We start from the raw sequence: 20,671 nt of genomic DNA, 5'->3' as shown, positions 1-20,671 counted from the left end.
CCCGCGCGCCAGCGGGGCGAACCGACTGCGCTCGCGGCCTCCGCCCGACCGGGGCGCCGGGCGTCCCCCCTCCCCGCCCGCCGGATCCGATCGCGGCGGCACCGTTCTCGGGTGCCTCCGTCCCGTGATGGCGTCTCGACGATCCTCGGGCGCCGCCGATGGCCTCCGCCGAACTGCTCCCGGGCGATCGGGCCCTTGTCCGCCCCGCCCCGACGTCGTCCGTCGATGGGGGCGCTGCTTCTGCGCCGGGGCTCGTCTCCATGCGCGACTCGCTCGTCTCGGGTCCGATCGTCGGGGTCGATGGCGGCGTCCCGGCCGTCGTCGCGGGCCGCCCGTCAGGGGCGACGGCTCCTCTCGGACCGTCATGGGGCGCTACGGATCGATGAGGAGGGGCATCGCGGACCACTGCGAGGACGGCGCCGCTCGCGGCGCTCCGGTCGCGACCGCTGTCGGCGGCGCTCGCGGCCGATGCCGGAACCTCGTTCGGCGCTCGCCGGTCGAGCGCCGGTTCCGACCGATCTCGATGCGGAACTGAACCGATCTCGGCGCGGAATCGGACCGATCTCGGCGGGCCTCGGCGGCCGGATCGTCCGCCTCTTGACCCGGACGCACCCTCATGTCATAGTTGCACCAATAAACAAATCCTGGCTCGAGGAGGAGCGCATGGTTCGCAAGCCCACCAAGGAAGACAAGTTCTCATTCGGCCTGTGGACGGTCGGTTGGCTCGCAGCCGATCCCTTCGGCGAGCCGACCCGCGCCGCTCTGCGCCCGTGGGAGTACGCGGAGAAGCTCGCCGAGCTCGGCGCCTGGGGCATCACCTTCCACGACAACGACGTCTTCCCCTTCGACGCCACCGACGCCGAGCGCGCCGAGATCGTCGCCGGGCTCAGGGACGCCGCCGATGCCGCGGGCCTGACCATCGAGATGGTCACCACCAACACGTTCACCCACCCGATCTTCAAGGACGGGGGCCTGACCAACAACGACCGCTCCATCCGGCGCTTCGGTCTGCGCAAGATCCTGCGCAACGTGGACCTGGCGGCCGAGCTCGGCGCCACGACCTTCGTCATGTGGGGCGGGCGCGAGGGCGCCGAGTACGACTCCTCCAAGGACCTGAACGCCGCCTTCGACCGCTACAAGGAGGGCCTGGACACCGTCGCCGGATACATCAAGGACAAGGGCTACTCCTTGCGGATCGGGTTGGAGCCCAAGCCCAACGAGCCCCGCGGCGACATCTTCCTGCCCACCGTCGGCCACGCGCTGGCCCTCATCGCCGAGCTCGACAACGGCGACGTCGTGGGGCTCAACCCCGAGGTCGGCCACGAGCAGATGGCCAACCTCAACTACACCCACGCCCTGGCCCAGGCGCTGAACGCCGGCAAGCTCTTCCACATCGACCTCAACGGTCAGAAGGGCCTGAAGTACGATCAGGACCTCGTCTTCGGCCACGGAGACCTGCTCTCCGCCTTCTTCACCGTGGATCTGCTCGTCAACGGCTTCCCGGGCGGCGGCCCGCGCTACGAGGGGCCGATCCACTTCGACTACAAGCCCTCGCGCACCGACGGCATCGACGGCGTGTGGGAGTCGGCGGCCGCGAACATGGAGATGTACCTCCAGCTGGCGGAGAAGGCCAGGGCGTTCCGCGCGGATCCGGAGATCCGGGCGGCCCTCGATCGCTCCGGCATCTACGAGCTCGCCGAGCCGACCCTGGCCGAGGGGGAGTCCCTGGACGACTTCCTGGCCGACCGCTCCGCGTTCGAGGACTTCGACGCCGAGGCGGCGGCCGCCCGCGACTACCACTACGTGGACCTCTACGAGAAGGCCGTCCAGCATCTCATCGGCTGATACGCTCGCCGTCCGGGGCCGCGCCCGTCGGCGCTCATCGGCGTCCATCGGTGCCGCCCCGGACAGGAGCGGTTCTTCCGCGCATCCCCGCCGCGCGCCCTCCTGCCCGATCGCTCCTCTCAACCCCCTTCGATGCGGAAGGAAACTCATGACCCTCGTCGCAGGCGTCGACTCCTCGACGCAGTCGTGCAAGATCGTCATCCGAGATGCCGCCACCGGCGCCCTCGTCCGCGAGGCCAGGGCCCCCCACCCCGACGGCACCGAGGTGCACCCCGACCACTGGTGGCGAGCGCTGGGGGAGGCGGTCGGCGCCGTCGGCGGCCTCGACGACGTCGCCGCTCTGAGCGTCGGCGGGCAGCAGCACGGCATGGTCGTCCTCGACGCCGACGGCGAGGTCATCCGCCCCGCCCTGCTGTGGAACGACACCCGTTCGGCCGACGCGGCCCGCGACCTCATCCGCGAGCTCGGCGACGGCGACGAGGCGGTCGGCCGCAGGACCTGGGCCGACGCCGTCGGCAGCGTCCCGGTCGCCTCGCTGACCGTCACCAAGCTGCGCTGGCTGGCGGACCACGAGCCTGAGCGCGCGCGTCGCGTCGCCGCCATCTGCCTCCCGCATGACTGGCTCACCTGGAGGCTGTCGGGGGCGGGCTCCCTGGAGGACCTCGTCACCGACCGCTCCGACGCGTCGGGCACCGGCTACTTCGACGCCGTCACGAACACCTACCGTCGTGATCTGCTCGCCCTCGCCCTGCGCATCACCGAGGAGGAGGCGGAGCGGATCGTCCTTCCGCGTGTCGCGGGCCCGCACGAGGTCGCCGCCCGCGGCGGCGTCTGCGCCCTCGCCTCGGGCGCCGCCGTCGACCTGACCCACCTGGCTCTCGGTCCCGGTTGCGGCGACAACGCCGGCGCCGCCCTCGGGCTCGGCCTGCGCCCCGGCCGGACGAGCGTGTCCCTGGGCACCTCCGGCGTGGTCGCCTCCGTGTCGGCCACGCCGACCCACGATCCCTCCGGACTGGTGACCGGCTTCGCCGACGCCACCGGCGCCTTCCTGCCGCTGGCCTGCACCCTCAACGGCGCTCGCGTGCTCGACGCCGCCAGGGGAGTCCTCGGCGTCACTTACGACGAGTTCGACGCCCTCGCCCTGTCCGCCGAGCCCGGGGCCGGAGGACTGGTCCACGTGCCCTACCTCGAGGGCGAGCGCACCCCGAACCTGCCCGAGGCCACCGGTGCGCTCACCGGTATGACCCTGGCCTCGCTCACCCCGGCCAATTACGCGCGTGCGTGCGTCGAGGGGCTGCTGTGCCTCATGGGCGCCTGCATCGACGCCGTGCGCGCGCAGGGCGTCGATGTCTCCGCGGTCGCCATCGTGGGCGGCGGCGTGAAGTGGGCCAGCGCCAGGGAGCTGTCCCCGGCGGTTCTCGGCGTGCCCGTGGACGTGCCCTCGGCTGGTGAGTACGTGGCCAACGGCGCCGCCAAGCAGGCCGCCTGGGTCCTGGCCGGGGGAGAGGAGCCCCCCGCCTGGGAGATCGGCCCCGTCGAGCACCTCACGGCCGAGCCCCGACCCGCGGTACGGGCCGCCTATGAGAGGGCGGCCGATGCCGTCGCGGCCATGACCCGACGGGAGCCCTGAGGGCGGCCCCGTCACGACGTCGTCGCGTCGGCGCTCTCGCCGGCCCCGTTGATCCCTGCTGATCCCCTCCGGTCTCCGAGCCGATGCCGAACCCGGGCCGGCGCGGGACGAGGCGGTCTAGGCTTACTGCGACCCCTGATAGACGTGGGACGCCAGATTCCCGCTCGGAAGGATCTCCGCCTATGCCGACTCGTGCCGACACGACGCAACTGCGCCTGATGGTGAGGATCGCGCGGATGTACTACGAGCTCGGCATGCGCCAGACCACCATCGCCTCCGAGCTCCACGTCTCCCAGTCGCGTGTTTCCCGTCTCCTCAAGCGGGCGGTCGCGGACGGGGTGGTGCGCACCGTGGTCGTCGCGCCCGAGGGCACGTACACCGGCCTGGAGGAGGCGCTCGAGCAGCGCTACGGACTCGACGAGTGCGTCGTCGTCGAATCCGGTAGGAAGGAGGCGGAGATCGAGGCGGCCCTGGCCTCCGCCTGCGCGACCTATCTCGAGACCACGCTGACCGGTGGGGACGTCATCGGCCTGTCGTCGTGGAGCGCCACCTGGTTGGCCGCCGCGCAGCAGCTCTCCGCCTTCCGTGCGCCGGTCGCCCAGAAGGTCGTCCAACTCTTCGGAGGGGTCGGCAACCCCAGGGTGCAGGTCAAGGCGACCCGCCTCATCGACCTGCTCGCGCGCGCCACGGGGGCGGAGGCGGTCTTCTTCCCCTCACCGGCGGTGCTCGGCTCCGCGTCGGCGGCCGAGCAGCTCGCCGACGACGCCTCGGTGCAGCGCCTCCTGGACCTGCTCCCGACTGTCACGATCTCGCTGGTCGGCATCGGCAGCCTGAAGCCCTCCGCGCTGCTGCGCGAGTCGGGCAACATGACCGCCGCGGCGGACATGGCCGACCTCGGCGCGGCGGGTGCGGTCGGGGACGTGTGCCTGCGCTTCTTCGACACCGCGGGCGAGCCCGTGGCCAGCGACTACGACGCGCGCGTCGTGGGGGCGAGCGCCGAGCAGCTGCGCGCCATCCCCCGTCGTGTGGCGGCCGCGGGCGGCAGGCGCAAGCACGCGGCCATCCGCGGCGCCGTGCTCGGGAGGTGGGTCAACGTCCTGATCACCGACGTCCACACCGCTCGGGCGCTGCTCAGGAAGGAGCCGCGTCCCGCCTCCGGGCCTCGGGGAGCCGGTGCCCGACGTCGATCGGGAGCATGACGACCTGCTCCCGCCTCCGCGTCCCGGGGCCGGGGTGGGGCCTGCGAGGCGATCGCCGCTCCGGCCGGCCCGCCTCCGCATCCCGGGGGCCGGGGATCCCGTGGGAGGGGAGCCACCGACGGGACGCTCCCGGTGCACGACCATGACGGCCCCGGGGACCTCGCGCGAGGGGGCCACCGATAAATCGGACCGCCTCCGCTGAGCCGTGCGCGTCACGATCTGGGACGCGTCCCGCGGCGGTGGGTCGCTTCCGGGGCGCGTGAGCCGTGCGTCGGAGGACCCTCGGCTGGAGCCGAGTTCGGCCGCCGCCCAGAGCGTCGCGCGGTCGTACGTGGGCTCGCGCGGTCGTACGTGGGCTCGCGCGGTCGTACGTGGGCTCGCGCGGTCGTACCTTCCTGTGCCAGGTCGTACCTTGGGGGAGGTCCAAGGTACGACCGCGGGCATCCGGGTACGACCTGGCGAGTTGGGGTACGACCGCGGGCATCCGGGTACGACCGCGAGCGGGCCTCTCGCGCCGTCTCCCTGCAACCCGGGCGCCGCGCCCGTCGCGCCGTCTCGCGATCCCGCACGAAGGCGGAGGTCTCTGTCCGAGTGACACCGGGTTCGCCTGCGATGTACGCGATCCCGCGCGAAGGCGGAGGTCCCGGAGGCGCATCAGGAGGCGGCGAACGCTGGTGCCCCGATCCCGCACGAAGGCGTTGGACCCGGGCGCGCTCCCAACGCCCGACCGCGCGAAGAGGTCGTCGTCGGCTCCTCGTCCGCCCCGTCCTCCGGGCTTCGAGCCTCGTCCGCGGCTGCCGCCTCTTCTGCGAGACCGCTCGGGGCGGGGAGCCGCCGGGGTGCCTCGCCGACCGTTCCCGCTGCCGACGCTTCCGGCTGATGTTCTCCGAATCCTTGACATGGGACGGGCTCTCAAGGATGATGACTGACACAAGATTCGTCATTGAATAGATATGCCAGCCGTGCGGGCTCCGCTCGGCCGCATCACTCGGAATCGCTCAGAGCAAGGAGGCTCTTGCAGTGGCACAGACACCTGCAGCGCGCCGCAGGCGCTCCCGGGGCATCATCGTGAGGGCCGTCGGAGCGGTGGCGATCGTCGCCGTGTGCTTCTTCGGCACGACCTTCATGTCCCCCGAGGACGCCGAGGCCGTGCTCAACGCGGGCAGCACGGATCCGGTGGCCTACGCGGAGGGCGCTTACGACTCGACCATCGCCTATGTCAAGAACAACGCCCTCGATCTGACAGGCCTCGTCACCGACCTCCGGACCGACGAGGAGGGGACCTCCCAGTCCAGGGGCGCCCGCGACGGCGAGGCCGCCTACACCTTCCCCGCCACCGTCACCGGCACCGTTGAGAAGGGCGGATTCGGCCAGGTCAACATGGCCGTTGACGGCATGCCCGGCGGCGTCGTCGTCTCCGTGCAGACCGGTCCGGCACTTACCGGCACCGCACTGCGCGACGTCACCGGCGAGACCACCTTCGACATGTTCGAGAATCAGATCGACTACGCCCAGGTCGGCCTGTCGCTGAACGAGCCGCTCAAGACCGGCGTGCTCGCCGAGAACGACCTGGCGTCCATGGTCGGCAGGAGGGTGACGGTCGTCGGCGCCTTCGCCTACTCCGATCCGTCCCACATCGTCATCACACCGGTGTCGGTCGAGGCCGCGTCATGACCGTGCGCGACAACGCCCCCGTTGTGCTCGCCGGCCGTGACATCACCAAGGCCTTCGGCGCGACCCACGCCCTGCGGGGCGTCGACTTCGAGATCCATGAGGGCGAGGTGATCGCTCTCGTCGGCGAGAACGGCGCCGGCAAGTCCACCCTCATGAAGATCCTCTCCGGTGTTCAGGGCCCCACCTCGGGAACCATCGAGCTGCGCGGCGAGCCCGTCGTCTTCGCCTCCCCCGCCGAGGCCGTCGCCCACGGCGTGGCCATCATCCACCAGGAGCTCAACCTCTGCCCCAACCTGTCCGTCGTCGACAACATCTTCCTGGGCCGGGAGATCACCGGCGCACGGGGCGTGGCCAAGGGGGAGGAGCGGGACATCGCCCGGGCGGTCCTGGAGCGTCTGGAGGAGGCCATCGATCCCGACGCCCTCGTCGGCGACCTGAGGCTGGGGCAGCAGCAGCTCGTCGAGATCGCGCGGGCGCTGGTCGAGGAGGCCCGCGTCCTCATCATGGACGAGCCCACCTCCGCGCTGTCGGCCTCCGAGGTCGAGGTCCTCTTCCGCATCATCCGCGAGCTGGCGGTCGATGGCGTCGCCATCGTCTACATCTCCCATCACATGGACGAGTGCCTCGAGATCGCCGACACCGCCGTCGTCCTGCGGGACGGGCGCATGGTCGCCACCGAGCCGATGAGTCGGGTCGACCTTCCCTGGATCGTCAGGACCATGGCCGGGCGGGACCAGTCGGACCTCTTCCCGCAGATCCTCACCGAGGTCGGCGATCCCGTCCTCCGGGTCGAGCACCTCGTGGTCCCCGACCCCGCCAACCCGGCGCGGATCGCCGTGGACGACGTCTCCCTGACCATCCACGAGGGAGAGGTCGTGGCCATCTACGGACTCATGGGAGCCGGCCGCACCGAGCTCCTCGAGACCCTCGCCGGCCGTCACCGGCCCGCCTCGGGGCGCATCCTCCTGGATGGGCGGGACGTGTCGCACGCCCCCATCGGCGAGCGCATCGCCGAGGGCATGATCCTCGCCCCGGAGGATCGTCAGGCCGACGGCCTGGTCCAGCTCATGAGCGTGGGCCGCAACATGTCGCTGGCGGCGCTGCGGGTGCTCACGCGGGCCGGGCGGGTCAGACGCGATCGGGAGGCCGACGAGGTGGCCAGGGGGATCGAGGAGGTGCGCGTCAAGACCGAGTCGGCGCGGATCGGCATCACCTCGCTGTCCGGTGGGAACCAGCAGAAGGTCGTGATCGCCAAGGCTCTGATGACGGCGCCGCGGATGGTGCTGCTCGACGAGCCCACACGCGGTATCGACATCGGGGCCAAGTCGGACATCTTCTCCACGATGGAGAAGGTCGCGGGCACCCGGGTCGGCATCCTCTTCGCGACCTCCGAGCTCGCCGAGGCCCTGGGGGCCTCCACGCGGCTGATCGTCATGGCCCGCGGACGCATCGTGGCGGACCTCGATCCGCGCACCACCACCCGCGATCGGGTCATGGCCGCCACCGGCGAGCAGGTCGGCACGGCGGGCGACCCGCAGGACCCGCACGACGTCGGGGCCGACGCGGGGGGCATGGACAGCGCGGGCGGCGCGGACAGCGCGGGCGGCGCGAGCAGCGCAGATGACGCAGCAGACGACGCAGAAGACTCCGGACGACGTAAGGACCCTCACTCATGACCACCACCAGTACCGCCGGATCCGGGCTGCGGATCGGGAACCGGAGCATCGGCGAGTTCCTCATGGCGCAGCGCGCCTTCATCGCCCTGTTCGTTCTCATCATCATCTTCGCGTCCCTGTCCGACTCCTTCATGACCGGCACCAACCTGGTCACCATGACCAAGCACGTGGCCTACAACGCCCTGCTGTCGCTGGGCATGCTGCTGGTCATCCTCACCGGGGGGATCGATCTGTCCATCGGTTCGATCGTGGGACTGTCGGGCGTCGTCGCCGGCGTGATGCTCAAGGGCATGCACCTGTCGCTCTTCAACGTCAACGCCTACCCCTCCGTCCTGGTGGTCGTCGTCGTGGCCCTGCTGCTCGGCACGATCGTGGGGGCGATCAACGGCCTGCTCATCACCCGGTTCCGCGTCGCCCCCTTCATCGCCACCCTCGGCACCATGTACATGGCCCGCGGCGCGGGCCTGCTCATCTCCAAGGGCGCCACCTATCCCGACCTGGCCGGTGAGGAGGCCTTCGGCAACACCGGCTTCTCCTTCCTCGGAGTCGCCCGTCCCCTGGGCCTGCCGACATCGGTGTGGCTCATGATCATCTTCGCCACCGTCGTGGCCCTCGTCGTCGCCCGCGCCCCCTTCGGCCGCTGGCTGTACGCGGTGGGCGGCAACGAGCGGGCGGCCGAGCTCTCCGGCGTGCCGGTCGGGCACGTGAAGATGCGGGTCTACATGGTCTCCGGCTTCTTCGCCGCCCTGGCCGGGCTCATCATCGCCTCCGAGCTGACCGCCGCCGCCCCCGCGGCGGGCGAGACCTACGAGATGAACGCGATCGCCGCCGTCGTCATCGGAGGCGCCTCACTGGCCGGCGGGCGCGGCGACGTCAAGGGCGCGCTCATCGGTGCCTTCGTCATCGGCTTCCTCAACGACGGGCTCGTGCTGGTGGGGGTCTCCTCCTTCTGGCAGACCTTCCTCAAGGGTCTCGTCATCGTCCTGGCCGTCATGCTCGACCAGGGGCAGCAGCGCCTGGAGCGCTCCCGTGCGGCCGCGCAGGCCGCCCAGAGCGTCAAGCGGGAGGCCGCCCGGGCGAATGCGGGACAGGGACCCGAGGGCGCCCCCGGCCCCGACGGCCCTGATGGCCCCGACGGCCCTGCGTCGGCCGGGTCGGGCGCCGAGCCGCTCGTGGAGCCGGGCACCGGGTCGGGCGCCGAGCCGCTCGCGGAGCCGGGCGCAGGACCGGGCACTGAGTCGGAAGCCGAGGCGACGACCGAACCGACGACCGAGTCGGCCGGCGGGCGGGCCCGAGCAGACAGGATCGGAGAAGCATCATGACCACCACCACCGTGCTCTCGCGCCGCAGTGCGCTGCTCACCGGAGCCCTCGGAGCGCTCGCACTGACCGCCCTGACGGGCACCGGAGCCTGCTCCAGGGGCGGGTCCGGCTCCAACTACATCGCGGTCATCACCCCCTCCCATGACAACCCCTTCTTCAAGACGGAGGCCGAGGCCGCCGTCGCCGCGGCGCAGGAGCTGGGGTACACCGCGAGCGCCTTCTCCCACGACGACGACGTCAACAAGCAGTCCGAGCTCATCGATACGGCGATCTCGAAGAACGCCGCGGCCATCATCGTCGACAACGCGGGCGCCGACTCCACCGAGGGCGCGGCCCGCAAGGCGGTCGAGGTCGGCATCCCCGTCTTCCTCATCGACCGCGAGATCAACGCCTCGGGCCTTGCGCAGGCCCAGATCGTCGCCAACAACTCCCAGGGCGCCGCCCTGGTCGCCGAGAAGCTGGCCGATGTGCTCCAGGGCAAGGGCCGCTACTACGAGCTCTTCGGGCGCGAGACCGACACGAACGCGCAGGTCCGCTCGACGGCCTTCCACTCGGTGCTCGATCAGTACCCGGGCCTCGAGCTGGTCGCCACGGAGACGGCCAACTGGGACCAGCAGGTCGGCTACCAGAAGGTCGAGACGCTCCTGCAGCGCGACGCCGAGGTCCAGGCCATCATCTGCGGCAACGACACCATGGCCGTGGGCGCCGTGGCGGCCGTGCAGCAGGCCGGCAAGACGGGAGACATCCTCGTCATCGGCTTCGACGGCTCCCCGGACGCCGTCAAGGCGATCCAGGACGGCTCCATGCTCGCCACCGGCATGCAGCCCGCCGTCCACATCTCCGAGCTCGCCGTCCAGCAGGCCGACGCGTACATCAGGACCGGCGAGACGGGGAAGAAGGAGAAGCAGCTGGTCGACTGCATTCTCATCGACAAGTCCAACGCCGATAAGTACACCTTGTTCGAGCTGGAGGAGTGAGCTCTGTGACCACTCCCTACGTGCTCGCCCTCGACGAGGGCACCACCAACGCCAAGGCCTTCGCCATCGCTCCCGACGGCGCCGTCCTCGCCTCCGGCTCCGCGCCGGTGCCCGTGTCGTATCCGCGATCCGGCTGGGTCGAGCAGGACGCCGACGCCGTCTGGAGCGCTCAGAGCGCCGCCATCGGGACCTGTCTGGAAGGCGTCGAGGGGGCGCCGGAGGGCATCGCCATCTCCAATCAGCGCGAGTCCGTCGTGTGCTGGGACGCCCGCAGCGGCCGGGCGCTCGGTCCCGTGCTGGGCTGGCAGGACTCGCGCACGGCCGAGTTCTGCGACTGGCTGCGCTCGCCCGAGCGCGAGTTCGTCGTCTCCACGACCACCGGTCTGTCGCTGGACCCCATGTTCTCCGCTCCCAAGATGCGCTACCTGCTCGACCGGGTCGGCGCCGAGGCGTCCTCGGACCCCCGGCGCGTGCGCATCGGCACGATCGACTCCTGGCTCGTGGCCCGCCTGACCGGTCAGAGCTCCTACGTCATCGAGGCGGGCAATGCCTCGCGCACCCTCCTGCTGGACCTGACGACACTCCAGTGGTCGGACGAGATGTGCGCGCTCTTCGGAGTCCCGGTCGGGCGCCTGCCGCGGGTCGTGGCCTCCAACGCCGACTTCGGCGCCACCCGGGGACTGGGACTTCTGCCCGACGGCGTGCCGATCGTCGGGGTCCTCGGCGACTCCCACGCCGCGCTCTTCGGCCACGGCTGCCGCACCGCGTCGGAGGGCAAGGCGACCTATGGGACCGGCTCATCGGTCATGGTGCCCTCCGGGGCCGACCGCTCCGTGCGCACGGGCGCGTCCACCACGCTGGCCTGGCTGACCGATGAGCCCACGTACGGGCACGAGGGCAACATCGTCGCCTCCGGCACCGCCATGGACTGGACGGCCCGGCTCCTGGGCGTCGGAGCGGGCCGGGAGCTCGATGAGCTCGCGGCCACCGTCGAGGACTCCGGCGGGGTCAGTCTCGTGCCGGCCTTCACGGGCCTGGGCGCCCCCTGGTGGGACCGCCGGGCCGTCGGCCTGGTCTCGGGGATCACCGCCGGGAGCACGCGGGGCCATCTCGCCCGCGCGGCCCTGGAGTCGGTCGCCCATCAGATCGCCGATGTCGTCGAGGCCCTGGGGTCCGGGGAGCTGTCGGTCCTGCACGCCGACGGCGGCGCCACCGCCTCTCGCCTGCTCATGCAGACCCAGGCGGACCTGCTGGGGCGCGACGTCGTCGTGTCGGCCAACGCGGAGGTCTCCGCCCTGGGCGCCGCCCTCATGGGATTCACCCGGCTCGGATGGGACCCGCCCGAGCCGGAGGACGATGACGGCGGGGGCGGCCGGCGCTACCGCGCCGCGCTCGACGATCCCGCGCGCGGCGCGGCCCGCTCCCAGTGGGCGCGCGCCCTGGCCCGGTCGCGATTCGTCCCGCCCCGGTGAGCTCACGAGGGCGCGGCGCCGTTCGACTCAGGCGCCCGGCTCGGGCCCCGGCCGACTCGCCCCGCTTGTACCTGTCCCGCCCAATCAGTATCGATATCTATGGAGATGATGCACAATGCCCGACGGACCCGTCTTCGGAGCCGGCCTGTGGAACTTCGCCACCTATGTGGACCGCTACGCGGTCGACGGCTACGGCGAGCCCCGCTCCACCATCGAGCAGATCGAGCTCGCCGCCGAGGTGGGTGATATCAGTTACGTCGACCTCAACTACCCCTTCACCGGCGAGCTCACCACCGCCGACGTCAAGGGTGCCCTGGAGCGCACCGGTCTGAGGGCCATCGGCGTCACCCCCGACATCTACCTGCGCGAGCACCAGATGGGCGCCTTCACCAACCCGGATCCCGCCAAGCGTGCCTCCGCCATGGAGATCATGCACGGCGCGGCCGAGGCGGTGCGAGCGCTGGGGGCCCGCTACGTCAAGATCTGGCCGGGTCAGGACGGCTTCGACTACCCCTTCCAGGTCGATTACAAGGAGTTGAACCGCCTCGCCGTCGAGGGCATGCGCGAGCTGGCCAGCGCGCACCCGGACCTGAAGTTCGTCATCGAGTACAAGCCGCGTGAACCGCGCACTCACATGTTCTGGTCGTCGGCGGCCAGGACCGTGCTCGGCATCCAGGCCATGGACGTGGACAACGTCGGCGTGCTGCTCGACTTCGGCCATGCCCTGTTCGGCGGCGAGTCGCCCGCCGAGGCCGCCCAGCTCCTCATCGACCACGGCCTGCTGTGGGGCATGGACGTCAACGACAACTACCGCGGCTGGGACGACGACATGGTGGTGGGCACCGTCCACATCACCGAGGTCTTCGAGTTCTTCCACACCCTGAGGAAGAACGGATGGGAGGGCGTGTGGCAGCTCGACCAGTTCCCCTTCCGCGAGGACGTCGTCGACAACGCCAGGACCTCCATCCGCTTCCTCAAGGCCCTCCACCGGGCGCTCGACCGGCTCGATGAGGACGCCCTCGCCGAGGCCCAGGCCGGGCAGGATCCGCTGGCCGCCCAGCGCGTCGTCCAGGACGCCCTGCTGAGCTGCATGGCCTGAGCCCGACCGGCCCCACCGATTCCCACGGAGACGCACGGAGACGCACCATGAGCTTCCACGTAGACCTGCCCGTCATCGGGCGCACCGCGCCCGGCGCGAGCCGCGAGGAGGTGATCGCCCACCTCAGGGAGGGCGCCCGCCTCATCCGCCGAAAGGACCTGACGAACGTCGCCAATGCCCGCATGGGCCACCTCGGGGGCGAGTTCTCGATCATCGACGTCCTGGCCACGCTCTACCTGCACGAGGCCAACATCACCCCGGACAACCTCGAGGACCCGGATCGCGACCGCGTCGTGCTGTCCAAGGGGCACGCCGCCAACGCCCTGTACACCACCTTCGCCGCGGCCGGCATCATCCCCGTCGAGCAGCTGGACACCTTCGTCCAGCCCGGCTCCATGCTCAACGGCCATCCCGCCCGCACCAAGGTCCTCGGCGTCGAGGCCAACACCGGCCCGCTGGGCCACGGGCTGCCCGTCGCCGTCGGCGATGCGCTGGCGGCCAGGATCGACGGCTCGCCCCGGCGCGTCTTCGTCCTGACGGGCGACGGCGAGCTCCAGGAGGGCTCCAACTGGGAGGCGCTCATGTTCGCCGCTCAGCAGAAGCTTGACAACCTGTGCGTCGTCGTCGACCGCAATCACCTCCAGCAGGGCGCCACCACCGAGGACACCAACGACCTCAGCCCCCTGGGGGACAAGGCGCGCGCCTTCGGGTGGGAGGTCGTCGATGTCGATGCCCACGACCACGGGGCGCTCCTCGACGCCTTCGGACGCGTCCCGGCCGCCTCCGGCAGGCCGACCTTCGTCATCGCCCACTCCCACAAGGGCCATCCGATCTCCTTCATGTCCGACTCGGTTCCGTGGCACCACAGGCTGCCCACCGATGAGGAGACCACCCGCGCCCTGGAAGAACTGGAGGCACTCAAGTGAGCACGCGAACCGCCCCGGAGACACCCCTGCACGACTGCCGCGGCGCCTACGCGCGGGTGCTGACCGACATCGCCCGGGCGGACGAGCGCCTCGTGGTCGTCGCCAACGACTCCGTGGGCTCATCCAACCTGGGCGCCTTCCGGGAGGAGTTCCCCACTCGCCTGATCAACGTCGGCATCGCCGAGCAGAATCAGGTCGGCGTGGCCGCGGGGCTCGAGAACGGCGGCAAGATCCCCGTCGTCTCCTGCGCCGGATCCTTCCTGTCCGCTCGCGCCACCGAGCAGATCAAGATCGATGCGGCCTACTCCCACCGCCACATGCTGCTGTGCGCTCAGTCCCCGGGCCTGGCCTACGGCCAGCTCGGCTCCACCCACCACAGCGCGGAGGACGTGTCGATCATGCGGGCCATCCCGGACATGACCGTCATCGTCCCCGCGGACCCGGCGGAGACCGCCGGCGCCGTCCACTGGGCGTACTCCGAGCTCGACGGACCGGCGTACATCCGCGTCTCGCGCATGAAGGTCCCCGCTGTTCACGGCGAGGACTACGTCTTCACGCCCGAGGCCGTCACCGTGCGCGACGGCGCGGACCTGACGATCATCGCCAACGGCACCGCGCTGCATCGCGCCATCGAGGCCGCGGACCGGCTCGCCGCCGACGGCGTGCGCGCCCGGCTCCTGTCGATTCCCGTCGTCAAGCCGCTCGACGAGGATGCCGTTCTCGCAGCGGCCCGTGAGACGGGTCGCATCATCACCGTCGAGGAGGGCGCCGTCAAGGGCGGCCTGGGCGGCGCCGTCGCCGAGCTCACCGCCGACAGGTGTCCCGTCCCGGTCAGGCGGCTCGGCGTTCCCGACGAGTTCGCCCCCACCGGGTCCGAGGCCTGGCTCATGGATCACTGGGGCGTCTCCGCCGAGGGCGTCATCGCCGCCGCGCGCGGGCTGATGGCCCAACCGGTGGCCTGAGTCCGTGACGTGAGCCCGAGCGCGGGGGAGCGGGGCGTCGGCGGTCCTGGCCGGAGGCGTCCCGTCCCTCCTGCGCCGGGCCGTAGGCGGTGTCGCCTCAGGGGCGCAGGCAGGCCAGCGGGATCACCCAGACCCCGTCCGGCCGCCGCAGCACCGGCCCGGTCGGGACGATGACGGCGAGGGCGGCGGCGGGCCGCTCGACCTTGGCCGCGATTCGGAGCAGGGCGGCCGCGGCGTCGTCGACGGCCCGATGGGAGAGCTTGACCTCGAAGCCCGCCCAGCGCCCGTCGGGCGCCTCGACGACGGCGTCGATCTCGTCGCGGCCCTTGGTGTCGCGCAGATGGAAGACGCCGCGCATGCGGGCGGCCTGTGCGGCGACGCGCAGGTCGTGGATCGCCTGGGACTCCAGAACGATCCCGAGGGTCTGGGGGTCGTTCAACAGGCGGGCGGTGCCGGCGCCCAGGAGCGCGAGCGCCAGGGACGGGTCCGCCAGGTGCCGCTTGGAGGTCTGGATGAGCGGAGTGCGCGAGCGAAGGCGCGCCGCCCAGGCCGGCTGGTCCTCCACCAGGAACAGCCGCGTCGCGAAGTCGTGCAGCTCGGAGACGAGGGAGTCCGCGGGATGGCGCCCGATGATCTCGCCCATGCGTCTGCGCACCGCGGCCAGGGAGGCCGGTTGGGCCACCAGACCCGAGTAGGCCGCGAGGAACGCCCGGAACCTGCGCGGGTCGCGGCGGGGCCCGCCCACCAGCGGATAATCGTGCTCGCTCATTTCGTCGACATAGGACATGACCGCCTCGGCGGCGTCATCGGCCTCCAGGTCGAGCCAGCCGGGCCAGCCCCCGCGGACCATCCAGGAGACGTAGTCGGCGACCGTCGCCTCGGTGCCGGACGACGGTTCCAGGGCGCCGTCGAGAAGGCCGCCGAGAGAGGCCGGTGCCGCCGGGGCCCCGCGCTCGGACAGGCTCATGGTGCGCATGGACAGGTTCCGCATTCTCCCGGCGCCAGAGTGCCTGCGGGCGTCCTCCTCCGGCGTCGCGGAGCCGGTGAGGATGAACTGCCCCCGGGCGCCCCGGTCGTCGACAGCATGGCGGACGGCGTTCCACACGCCCGGGACCGCCTGCCACTCGTCGAGGAGCCGCGGGGTCTCCCCATCCAGCAGGAGACGGGGATCAGCAGCGGACAGCGCCGTCGTCGCCGTGTCCTGGTCCAGGCCGATCTCGGAGGCCGCCACCCGGCGCGCGGTCTCCGTCTTGCCGCAGGCGCGGGGGCCCTTGATGACAACGGCCCCGCTCGTCCTCAGCGCCCGCGCCAGCTCGCCGTCCACCGTGCGGGGAAGATAGGTGCGCATGCCCGTCATCCTATGCGAGGTAGGGAGTAATCCGTACCTCGCATAGGGATTACTCCCTATGCGAGGTACGGATTACTCCGTCGCCCGCTCGCGTCCTCGGGCGACCTCGGGGCGCGCCCCTCTGGTAGCGGGTGAGTTCCGGGGCGGGGCGCCGGGACATTCAGGGGAGAAGGGCGGTGAACCAGTCGACGGGGGCAGCGTCCGTCTCGCCCGCCGCGGCGGCCGCGTTCAGGACCTCCCCGTCCACGTCCGCCGTGAGCGCGGGCGAGGGACCGATGAGCAGCACGGCCCGGTCCCGGTCGTAGGGCGGCCAGTCGGGCACCTCCTGGCAGAGGGGCGAGCCGGTGCGGGCGAAGGCCGCCCATGCCGCTCCGAGGATCCGCGAGACCTCGCGGGCCCCGGCCGTGCCGCCGTTGAGCCCGACGGCGGTATCGACGTTGCCGAAGACCAGGGCGACGTCGAGCTCGTGGGGGCTCATGAGGGCCCCGTCGACGGCGGGCGTGCGCAGCACGTTCCGGTAGCGCCACGTGGGCGCGCCCGCCCCAGTCGCCCGTGCCTCGGCGCCCGTGCGCGCGGGCACGGCGAAGAGCTCGCCGGAGACGATCCGCACGGCCAGCTCGTAGGGGCCGATGCCCGGGCGGGAGTCCTCGACGGCCGTCACGAGGCGCTCCGCCGCCCGTCGCCCGATCGCCCCGGACAGGCGCTCCAGGATCCCGTCGCGGCCCAGGGCCTCGATCTCCTCGCGTCGGGGGAACAGGAACAGCGACGCCTCGGTGTCCATGTCCCCCATGATGAGCGGCTTGTCCCCGCTCAGGGCCACCGACTCCCGTGAGAAGGGCTGGTGCGGCACGATCGCGCCGTCGACCACCGGGCCGAAGTCCATCAGCCCCGTCGCGACCCTCTTGTAGGCTCGCATGAGGTCCTTCAGCGGGAGCTCCGCCAGGGCGTCGGGGCCGGCATCGTCGTCGAGACCGGCGGCGGTGCGCAGGCGCGCGGCGACCGCCAGGGCCTCGGCGGGGGACTGGGCGTGCACGGCGGTGCCGGACGCGACGGTGCCCGACTGGAGGATCGCGCGGTGGAAGAGCGCTTGGGCGGCGGGCATCGCCAGCAGCAGCGAGATCTTCATGGCCCCGCCCGACTGGCCCACCAGCGTCACCCGCCCCGGGTCCCCGCCGAAGGCGGCGATGTTGTCCCGGACCCACTCCAGTACCGCCAGGATGTCGAGCTGGCCGACGTTGCCGGAGGCCGCGTAGGGTGAGTCGGGCTCGGCGACCGGGTCGACCACCTGCGTGTATCCCAGGACGTTCAGCCGATGGTTGAAGGTCACGACGACCAGGTCGTGCTCGGCCGCCAGGGCCGCGCCGTCGATCGACGGCGAGGAGCCGGAGTTGTCCGAGTAGCCGCCGGAGTGGACCCATACGAGCACGGGCCGTGCGGGGGCGGGCGCACCGGTCTCGCGCGCCCGGGGCGCCGTGCTCGGGGTCCAGACGTTGAGGAACAGGCAGTCCTCGGACTGCGGGAGGTTGTCGGTGAGCCCGATCATCTGCAGGAACGGGTCGTCCGCCCGATCGGTGCTGGCGTCGGGGTCGTCCTGGGGCGCCGTGGGCCCGAACTCGAAGGCGTTGACGGTCTCGGTCCACGGCGTCGGCGGGCGCGGCGGCTCGAAGCGATGGGCGGCCGTGTCCGCCCCGTAGCGGATCCCCTTGAAGGAGGTGACACCGTCCGCGACCCGCCCGCGGACGGGGCCGTGGGTCGTGGTCACGACGGCGGAGAGGACGGATTCGTTCATGTCCTCAGTCTTTCAGGAGTCTCCGCCCTCCAGCCAGTCGGCCAGGGCCGTGAAGGAGGCGAACATGTCGTCGAAGAGCAGGTTGTTGTCGATGCGCCGGTAGCGGCGCATGGGGCGGGTCTCCTGCGGGTAGCGGTAGGTCCCGTCCTCGGCCAGCTGCGGCGTGGGCACGATGTCGTAGGAGGAGGAGGCCGTGTCGGGCTCGAAGGTCGTCTGCAGGGAGGACAGGAGGACCAGTGGCTGGTCGCCGAGCACGTAGGTCGCGCCGGGGTGCACGCCCATGCCCGCCATCATGGAGCGCACTCCCTCCAGCTGCTCCAGGAGGTATCGGCCCAGCGCCCCGGCAGCGGTGCAGCCGCGGCGGATGACGGGCAGGGACACCTGGGCGGAGCGGTAGACGTCGCGGGGCATCTGCCAGATGCGGGCCCGCGTCTCGTTGAACACGTACATGGCGGAGGCGATGTCGAGCGCCATGTTGTACTCCAGCGTGGTGGCCCCCTCGGGCACCCAGGCCAGGCCCGCGTGCTCGGAGCCGCCGATCCAGATCAGGGTGAGGCGCTCGGCGATGGCCGGCTCCGCCCTGTAGGCGCGGGCCGCGTCGCCGAGCGATCCGCCGGCGACCAGGTACAGGGGCCGGTCGTCGTCGCGCATGGCCTCCTCGACGATGAACCGCGAGGCGTCGGTGGGGCCGTCGTAGGCGTCGAAGCCGCGGTCGTCGCCGTCGTGGAGGTCGATTCCCGTCACGCCCATCGCCGTCAGCAGGGTCTCGACCCGCTCGCGTCCCGCCCGGATCGAGGAGTCGGTGCGGTTCCAGGCGTCGTCCTCCCGCAGCCGGGAGACGACGACGCCGCGCACCTCGGTGCCCTCGACGAGCAGGTGATGGGCGAGCTGGAAGAGGTCGTCGGGGTCGCCGGCGAAGTCGTTGTCGACGATGACCCGGGTGCGGGGGCGGACGTCGTCGAGACGGGAGGCCCCGGGAAGCCAGGGCCGGGTTCCATAGGCCCAGGTCCTGGGGGCGGTCGGCTCTGTCGGCGCTGCAGAGGCGGTGGGCGCGTCGGTCATTCTGGACTCCTCGTTGAGCTCGTCGGACGGGGTGGGCAGGGCGGTGCGGACCCGCGCGGGGTCGGCGCGCCGCGGCGCGCCGACCCCGCGCGTCGTGCGGTTACTTGACCTTCTTGACGGGGACGATCGCGACGGCGCTGATCGCCACCGCGATGATGGACATGCAGAACAGGGCGTTGTAGCCGGCGGTGATGGCGACGATCTGCCCGGCGGCGACGGGGGCGAGCATCTGACCGATGTTGGAGGCCACGTTGGCCACGCCCAGGTCGCGGCCGGCGGCGTCCTTGTCGGGCAGGACGTCGATGAACAGGGCGACGTCCACGGCCATGTACATGCCGTAGGAGGCGGCCAGCAGGACGAAGAACGCGTAGAAGGCCGGCAGCGTGGGCACGAAGATCGGGATGAGCATGATCGCCGCGATGAAGGCGGACGAGCCGATGACGAAGGGCTTGCGGCGCCCGACCCTGTCGGAGAGCTTGCCCGCGACGAGCATCATGATCAGCTGGCCGGGCAGGGCGGCGGAGGACAGACCGGCGTAGGTGGTGTTCGCCTCGGAGGCCGACAGGGCGGGCTGGATGTGGATCTGCAGAATGTACAGCACGAAGTTGGAGATGGCGGTGTAGCCGAAGAACATGAAGAAGCGGGCGACCCAGGTCCAGCGGAAGTCGTGGTCGCGCAACGGGATCGCGTAGCCCTTGATGAAGGAGATCCAGTCGAAGGAGGCGACCTTCAGGTCCTTGGAGGAGCGGTCCTTGGCCAGGGTGACGAACAGGAGCGCTCCGACGACGACGGCCAGGGCGAAGACGAAGTAGGTGTTCAGCCCCAGGATGTTGAACAGGATGCCGGCCACGACGCTCCCGCCGGTGAAGCCGGCCATCATGCCGACCCCGGACAGGCCCGAGATCATGCCGACCTTGTTCTCCGGGACGCGGTCGGCCACGGTTGTGGACAGCGGCGCCTGCATGAAGTTCAGCGAGACCTGGCCCACGGTCCAGAACAGGGTGAGCAGCGCGATCGTGCTGGAGTAGCGCAGTCCGACCATGAAGATCGCGCCGCCGACGGCCCCGGCGACGATCCAGAAGGCGCGCCGGCCGAACGCCGAGCGCCAGCGGTCGGAGAGGACCCCGACGATCGGCTGGGCGAACAGGGTGAAGAAGGAGCCGATCGACATCATCAGGGAGATCGACTTGGCCCGCGCGGCGTCGTACTGCGCCAGGAGGTCGAGGAGGTGCTGCTGGTCGGCGGTGGCGGTGGCCGTGCCCGCATCGACGGCCTGCTTGAGATCGGTCAGCGCCTGGACGTCGTTGATGGTCTGGACGCTCGTGCCGGCGAAGAAGTGCCGGAACTCGATGGTCTGCACGGAGTTGGGCAGCAGGATGCCCGCCATGGCCGCGTAGCAGGAGTACAGGAAGACCGAGGCGATGATGAAGGAGACGACGTACTGGTAGTAGGGACGACCGCCGAGGTACTTCGCCGACGTGCCGGGCCGCGCCGGCTCCTCGAACAGAGGATCGCGCGCGGCGGTGGTGGACTCAGTGGACATGGAACTCCTTTGGCCGATGTCGGGAACGGGGAGCGGAAATGACCGCTTAGTAAGTATTCAACAACGAATAAGATGCCGCGTCAATGCGGCTGGGGCGCTGAGCGGGGCGGGTGGGGCGGCGCTGTGACGGGCATCGTCCGGGTGCGC

Annotated in this window: 15 protein-coding genes; 11 read left to right on the top strand and 4 right to left on the bottom strand. The window is 71.3% G+C overall.

The genetic code is table 11. The features are described from left to right. The first annotated feature begins 663 nt into the window (after positions 1-663). The 11 genes from xylA (at position 664) to G448_RS0111375 (ending at position 14,782) form a co-directional block, all read left to right on the top strand. Entirely contained in the window at positions 664-1,845 is a 1,182-nt protein-coding gene (gene xylA, locus G448_RS0111425) for a xylose isomerase (protein WP_026408089.1), read from the top strand. A 148-nt stretch (positions 1,846-1,993) separates the two neighbouring features. Beyond that, a complete protein-coding gene (locus tag G448_RS0111420; protein ID WP_026408088.1) occupies positions 1,994-3,475 on the top strand; it encodes a xylulokinase in 1,482 nt (493 codons plus the stop codon). Positions 3,476-3,657: 182 nt separating this feature from the next. After that, positions 3,658-4,674, top strand: a complete 1,017-nt coding sequence (locus G448_RS16380; protein ID WP_051268961.1) for a sugar-binding transcriptional regulator — start codon at positions 3,658-3,660, stop codon at positions 4,672-4,674. A 1,020-nt stretch (positions 4,675-5,694) separates the two neighbouring features. Beyond that, positions 5,695-6,348 carry a DUF2291 family protein gene (locus G448_RS17125; protein WP_051268959.1) on the top strand — a complete coding sequence of 218 codons (654 nt, stop codon included), beginning with the start codon at positions 5,695-5,697 and terminating at the stop codon, positions 6,346-6,348. Then, positions 6,345-8,024, top strand: coding sequence for a sugar ABC transporter ATP-binding protein (locus G448_RS16370; RefSeq protein ID WP_084436672.1), 1,680 nt, complete (start codon positions 6,345-6,347; stop codon positions 8,022-8,024). The genes G448_RS17125 and G448_RS16370 overlap by 4 nt, the downstream gene beginning before the upstream one ends. Further along, positions 8,021-9,346, top strand: a complete 1,326-nt coding sequence (locus G448_RS16365) for an ABC transporter permease (protein WP_084436670.1) — start codon at positions 8,021-8,023, stop codon at positions 9,344-9,346. The genes G448_RS16370 and G448_RS16365 overlap by 4 nt, the downstream gene beginning before the upstream one ends. Next, on the top strand, positions 9,343-10,323 hold the full coding sequence (locus G448_RS16360) for a D-ribose ABC transporter substrate-binding protein (RefSeq protein WP_051268957.1): 981 nt from the start codon (positions 9,343-9,345) through the stop codon (positions 10,321-10,323). The genes G448_RS16365 and G448_RS16360 overlap by 4 nt, the downstream gene beginning before the upstream one ends. Positions 10,324-10,328: 5 nt before the next feature. Further along, positions 10,329-11,795, top strand: coding sequence for an FGGY-family carbohydrate kinase (locus G448_RS0111390; RefSeq protein WP_026408087.1), 1,467 nt, complete (start codon positions 10,329-10,331; stop codon positions 11,793-11,795). 115 nt (positions 11,796-11,910) lie between these two features. After that, the gene (locus G448_RS0111385) at positions 11,911-12,894 is read left to right on the top strand and encodes a sugar phosphate isomerase/epimerase family protein (protein ID WP_026408086.1); all 984 of its coding nucleotides are present in this window, start codon (positions 11,911-11,913) and stop codon (positions 12,892-12,894) included. A gap of 47 nt (positions 12,895-12,941) precedes the next feature. Beyond that, positions 12,942-13,820, top strand: coding sequence for a transketolase (locus tag G448_RS0111380; RefSeq protein ID WP_084436667.1), 879 nt, complete (start codon positions 12,942-12,944; stop codon positions 13,818-13,820). Next, complete coding sequence (locus G448_RS0111375; protein ID WP_026408084.1) at positions 13,817-14,782, top strand: transketolase family protein; 966 nt, start codon at positions 13,817-13,819, stop codon at positions 14,780-14,782. Before G448_RS0111380 ends, G448_RS0111375 begins: the two co-directional genes overlap by 4 nt. A gap of 97 nt (positions 14,783-14,879) precedes the next feature. Here the strand turns inward: G448_RS0111375 and G448_RS0111370 are convergent, their stop codons facing one another. The 4 genes from G448_RS0111370 to G448_RS16350 all read right to left on the bottom strand — a co-directional run bounded on the left by G448_RS0111370 (position 14,880) and on the right by G448_RS16350 (position 20,524). Continuing rightward, complete coding sequence (locus G448_RS0111370) at positions 14,880-16,130, bottom strand: ATP-binding protein (protein WP_026408083.1); 1,251 nt, start codon at positions 16,128-16,130, stop codon at positions 14,880-14,882. 160 nt (positions 16,131-16,290) lie between these two features. Then, positions 16,291-17,919, bottom strand: a complete 1,629-nt coding sequence (locus G448_RS0111365) for a carboxylesterase/lipase family protein (protein ID WP_026408082.1) — start codon at positions 17,917-17,919, stop codon at positions 16,291-16,293. A gap of 12 nt (positions 17,920-17,931) precedes the next feature. Then, positions 17,932-18,981, bottom strand: coding sequence for a nucleoside hydrolase (locus G448_RS16355; RefSeq protein WP_051268955.1), 1,050 nt, complete (start codon positions 18,979-18,981; stop codon positions 17,932-17,934). Between the two features lie 100 nt (positions 18,982-19,081). Next, a complete protein-coding gene (locus G448_RS16350; protein ID WP_051268953.1) occupies positions 19,082-20,524 on the bottom strand; it encodes an MFS transporter in 1,443 nt (480 codons plus the stop codon). Positions 20,525-20,671: the final 147 nt, after the last annotated feature.

It is taken from the genome of Actinomyces gerencseriae DSM 6844, from assembly GCF_000429265.1.
Classification (GTDB): domain Bacteria; phylum Actinomycetota; class Actinomycetes; order Actinomycetales; family Actinomycetaceae; genus Actinomyces; species Actinomyces gerencseriae.
This window is presented reverse-complemented; position numbering and strand designations above follow the sequence as displayed.

Bases quoted from the DNA above. Each gene is read 5' to 3' on its own strand.
- G448_RS0111380 (WP_084436667.1), top strand. From the start codon at position 12,942: ATGAGCTTCCACGTAGACCTGCCCGTCATCGGGCGCACCGCGCCCGGC.
- G448_RS16360 (WP_051268957.1), top strand. From the start codon at position 9,343: ATGACCACCACCACCGTGCTCTCGCGCCGCAGTGCGCTGCTCACCGGA.
- G448_RS16355 (WP_051268955.1), bottom strand. From the start codon at position 18,981: ATGACCGACGCGCCCACCGCCTCTGCAGCGCCGACAGAGCCGACCGCC.
- G448_RS0111365 (WP_026408082.1), bottom strand. From the start codon at position 17,919: ATGAACGAATCCGTCCTCTCCGCCGTCGTGACCACGACCCACGGCCCC.
- G448_RS16370 (WP_084436672.1), top strand. From the start codon at position 6,345: ATGACCGTGCGCGACAACGCCCCCGTTGTGCTCGCCGGCCGTGACATC.
- G448_RS0111370 (WP_026408083.1), bottom strand. From the start codon at position 16,130: ATGCGCACCTATCTTCCCCGCACGGTGGACGGCGAGCTGGCGCGGGCG.
- G448_RS0111385 (WP_026408086.1), top strand. From the start codon at position 11,911: ATGCCCGACGGACCCGTCTTCGGAGCCGGCCTGTGGAACTTCGCCACC.
- G448_RS0111420 (WP_026408088.1), top strand. From the start codon at position 1,994: ATGACCCTCGTCGCAGGCGTCGACTCCTCGACGCAGTCGTGCAAGATC.
- G448_RS16350 (WP_051268953.1), bottom strand. From the start codon at position 20,524: ATGTCCACTGAGTCCACCACCGCCGCGCGCGATCCTCTGTTCGAGGAG.
- G448_RS16365 (WP_084436670.1), top strand. From the start codon at position 8,021: ATGACCACCACCAGTACCGCCGGATCCGGGCTGCGGATCGGGAACCGG.
- G448_RS16380 (WP_051268961.1), top strand. From the start codon at position 3,658: ATGCCGACTCGTGCCGACACGACGCAACTGCGCCTGATGGTGAGGATC.
- xylA (WP_026408089.1), top strand. From the start codon at position 664: ATGGTTCGCAAGCCCACCAAGGAAGACAAGTTCTCATTCGGCCTGTGG.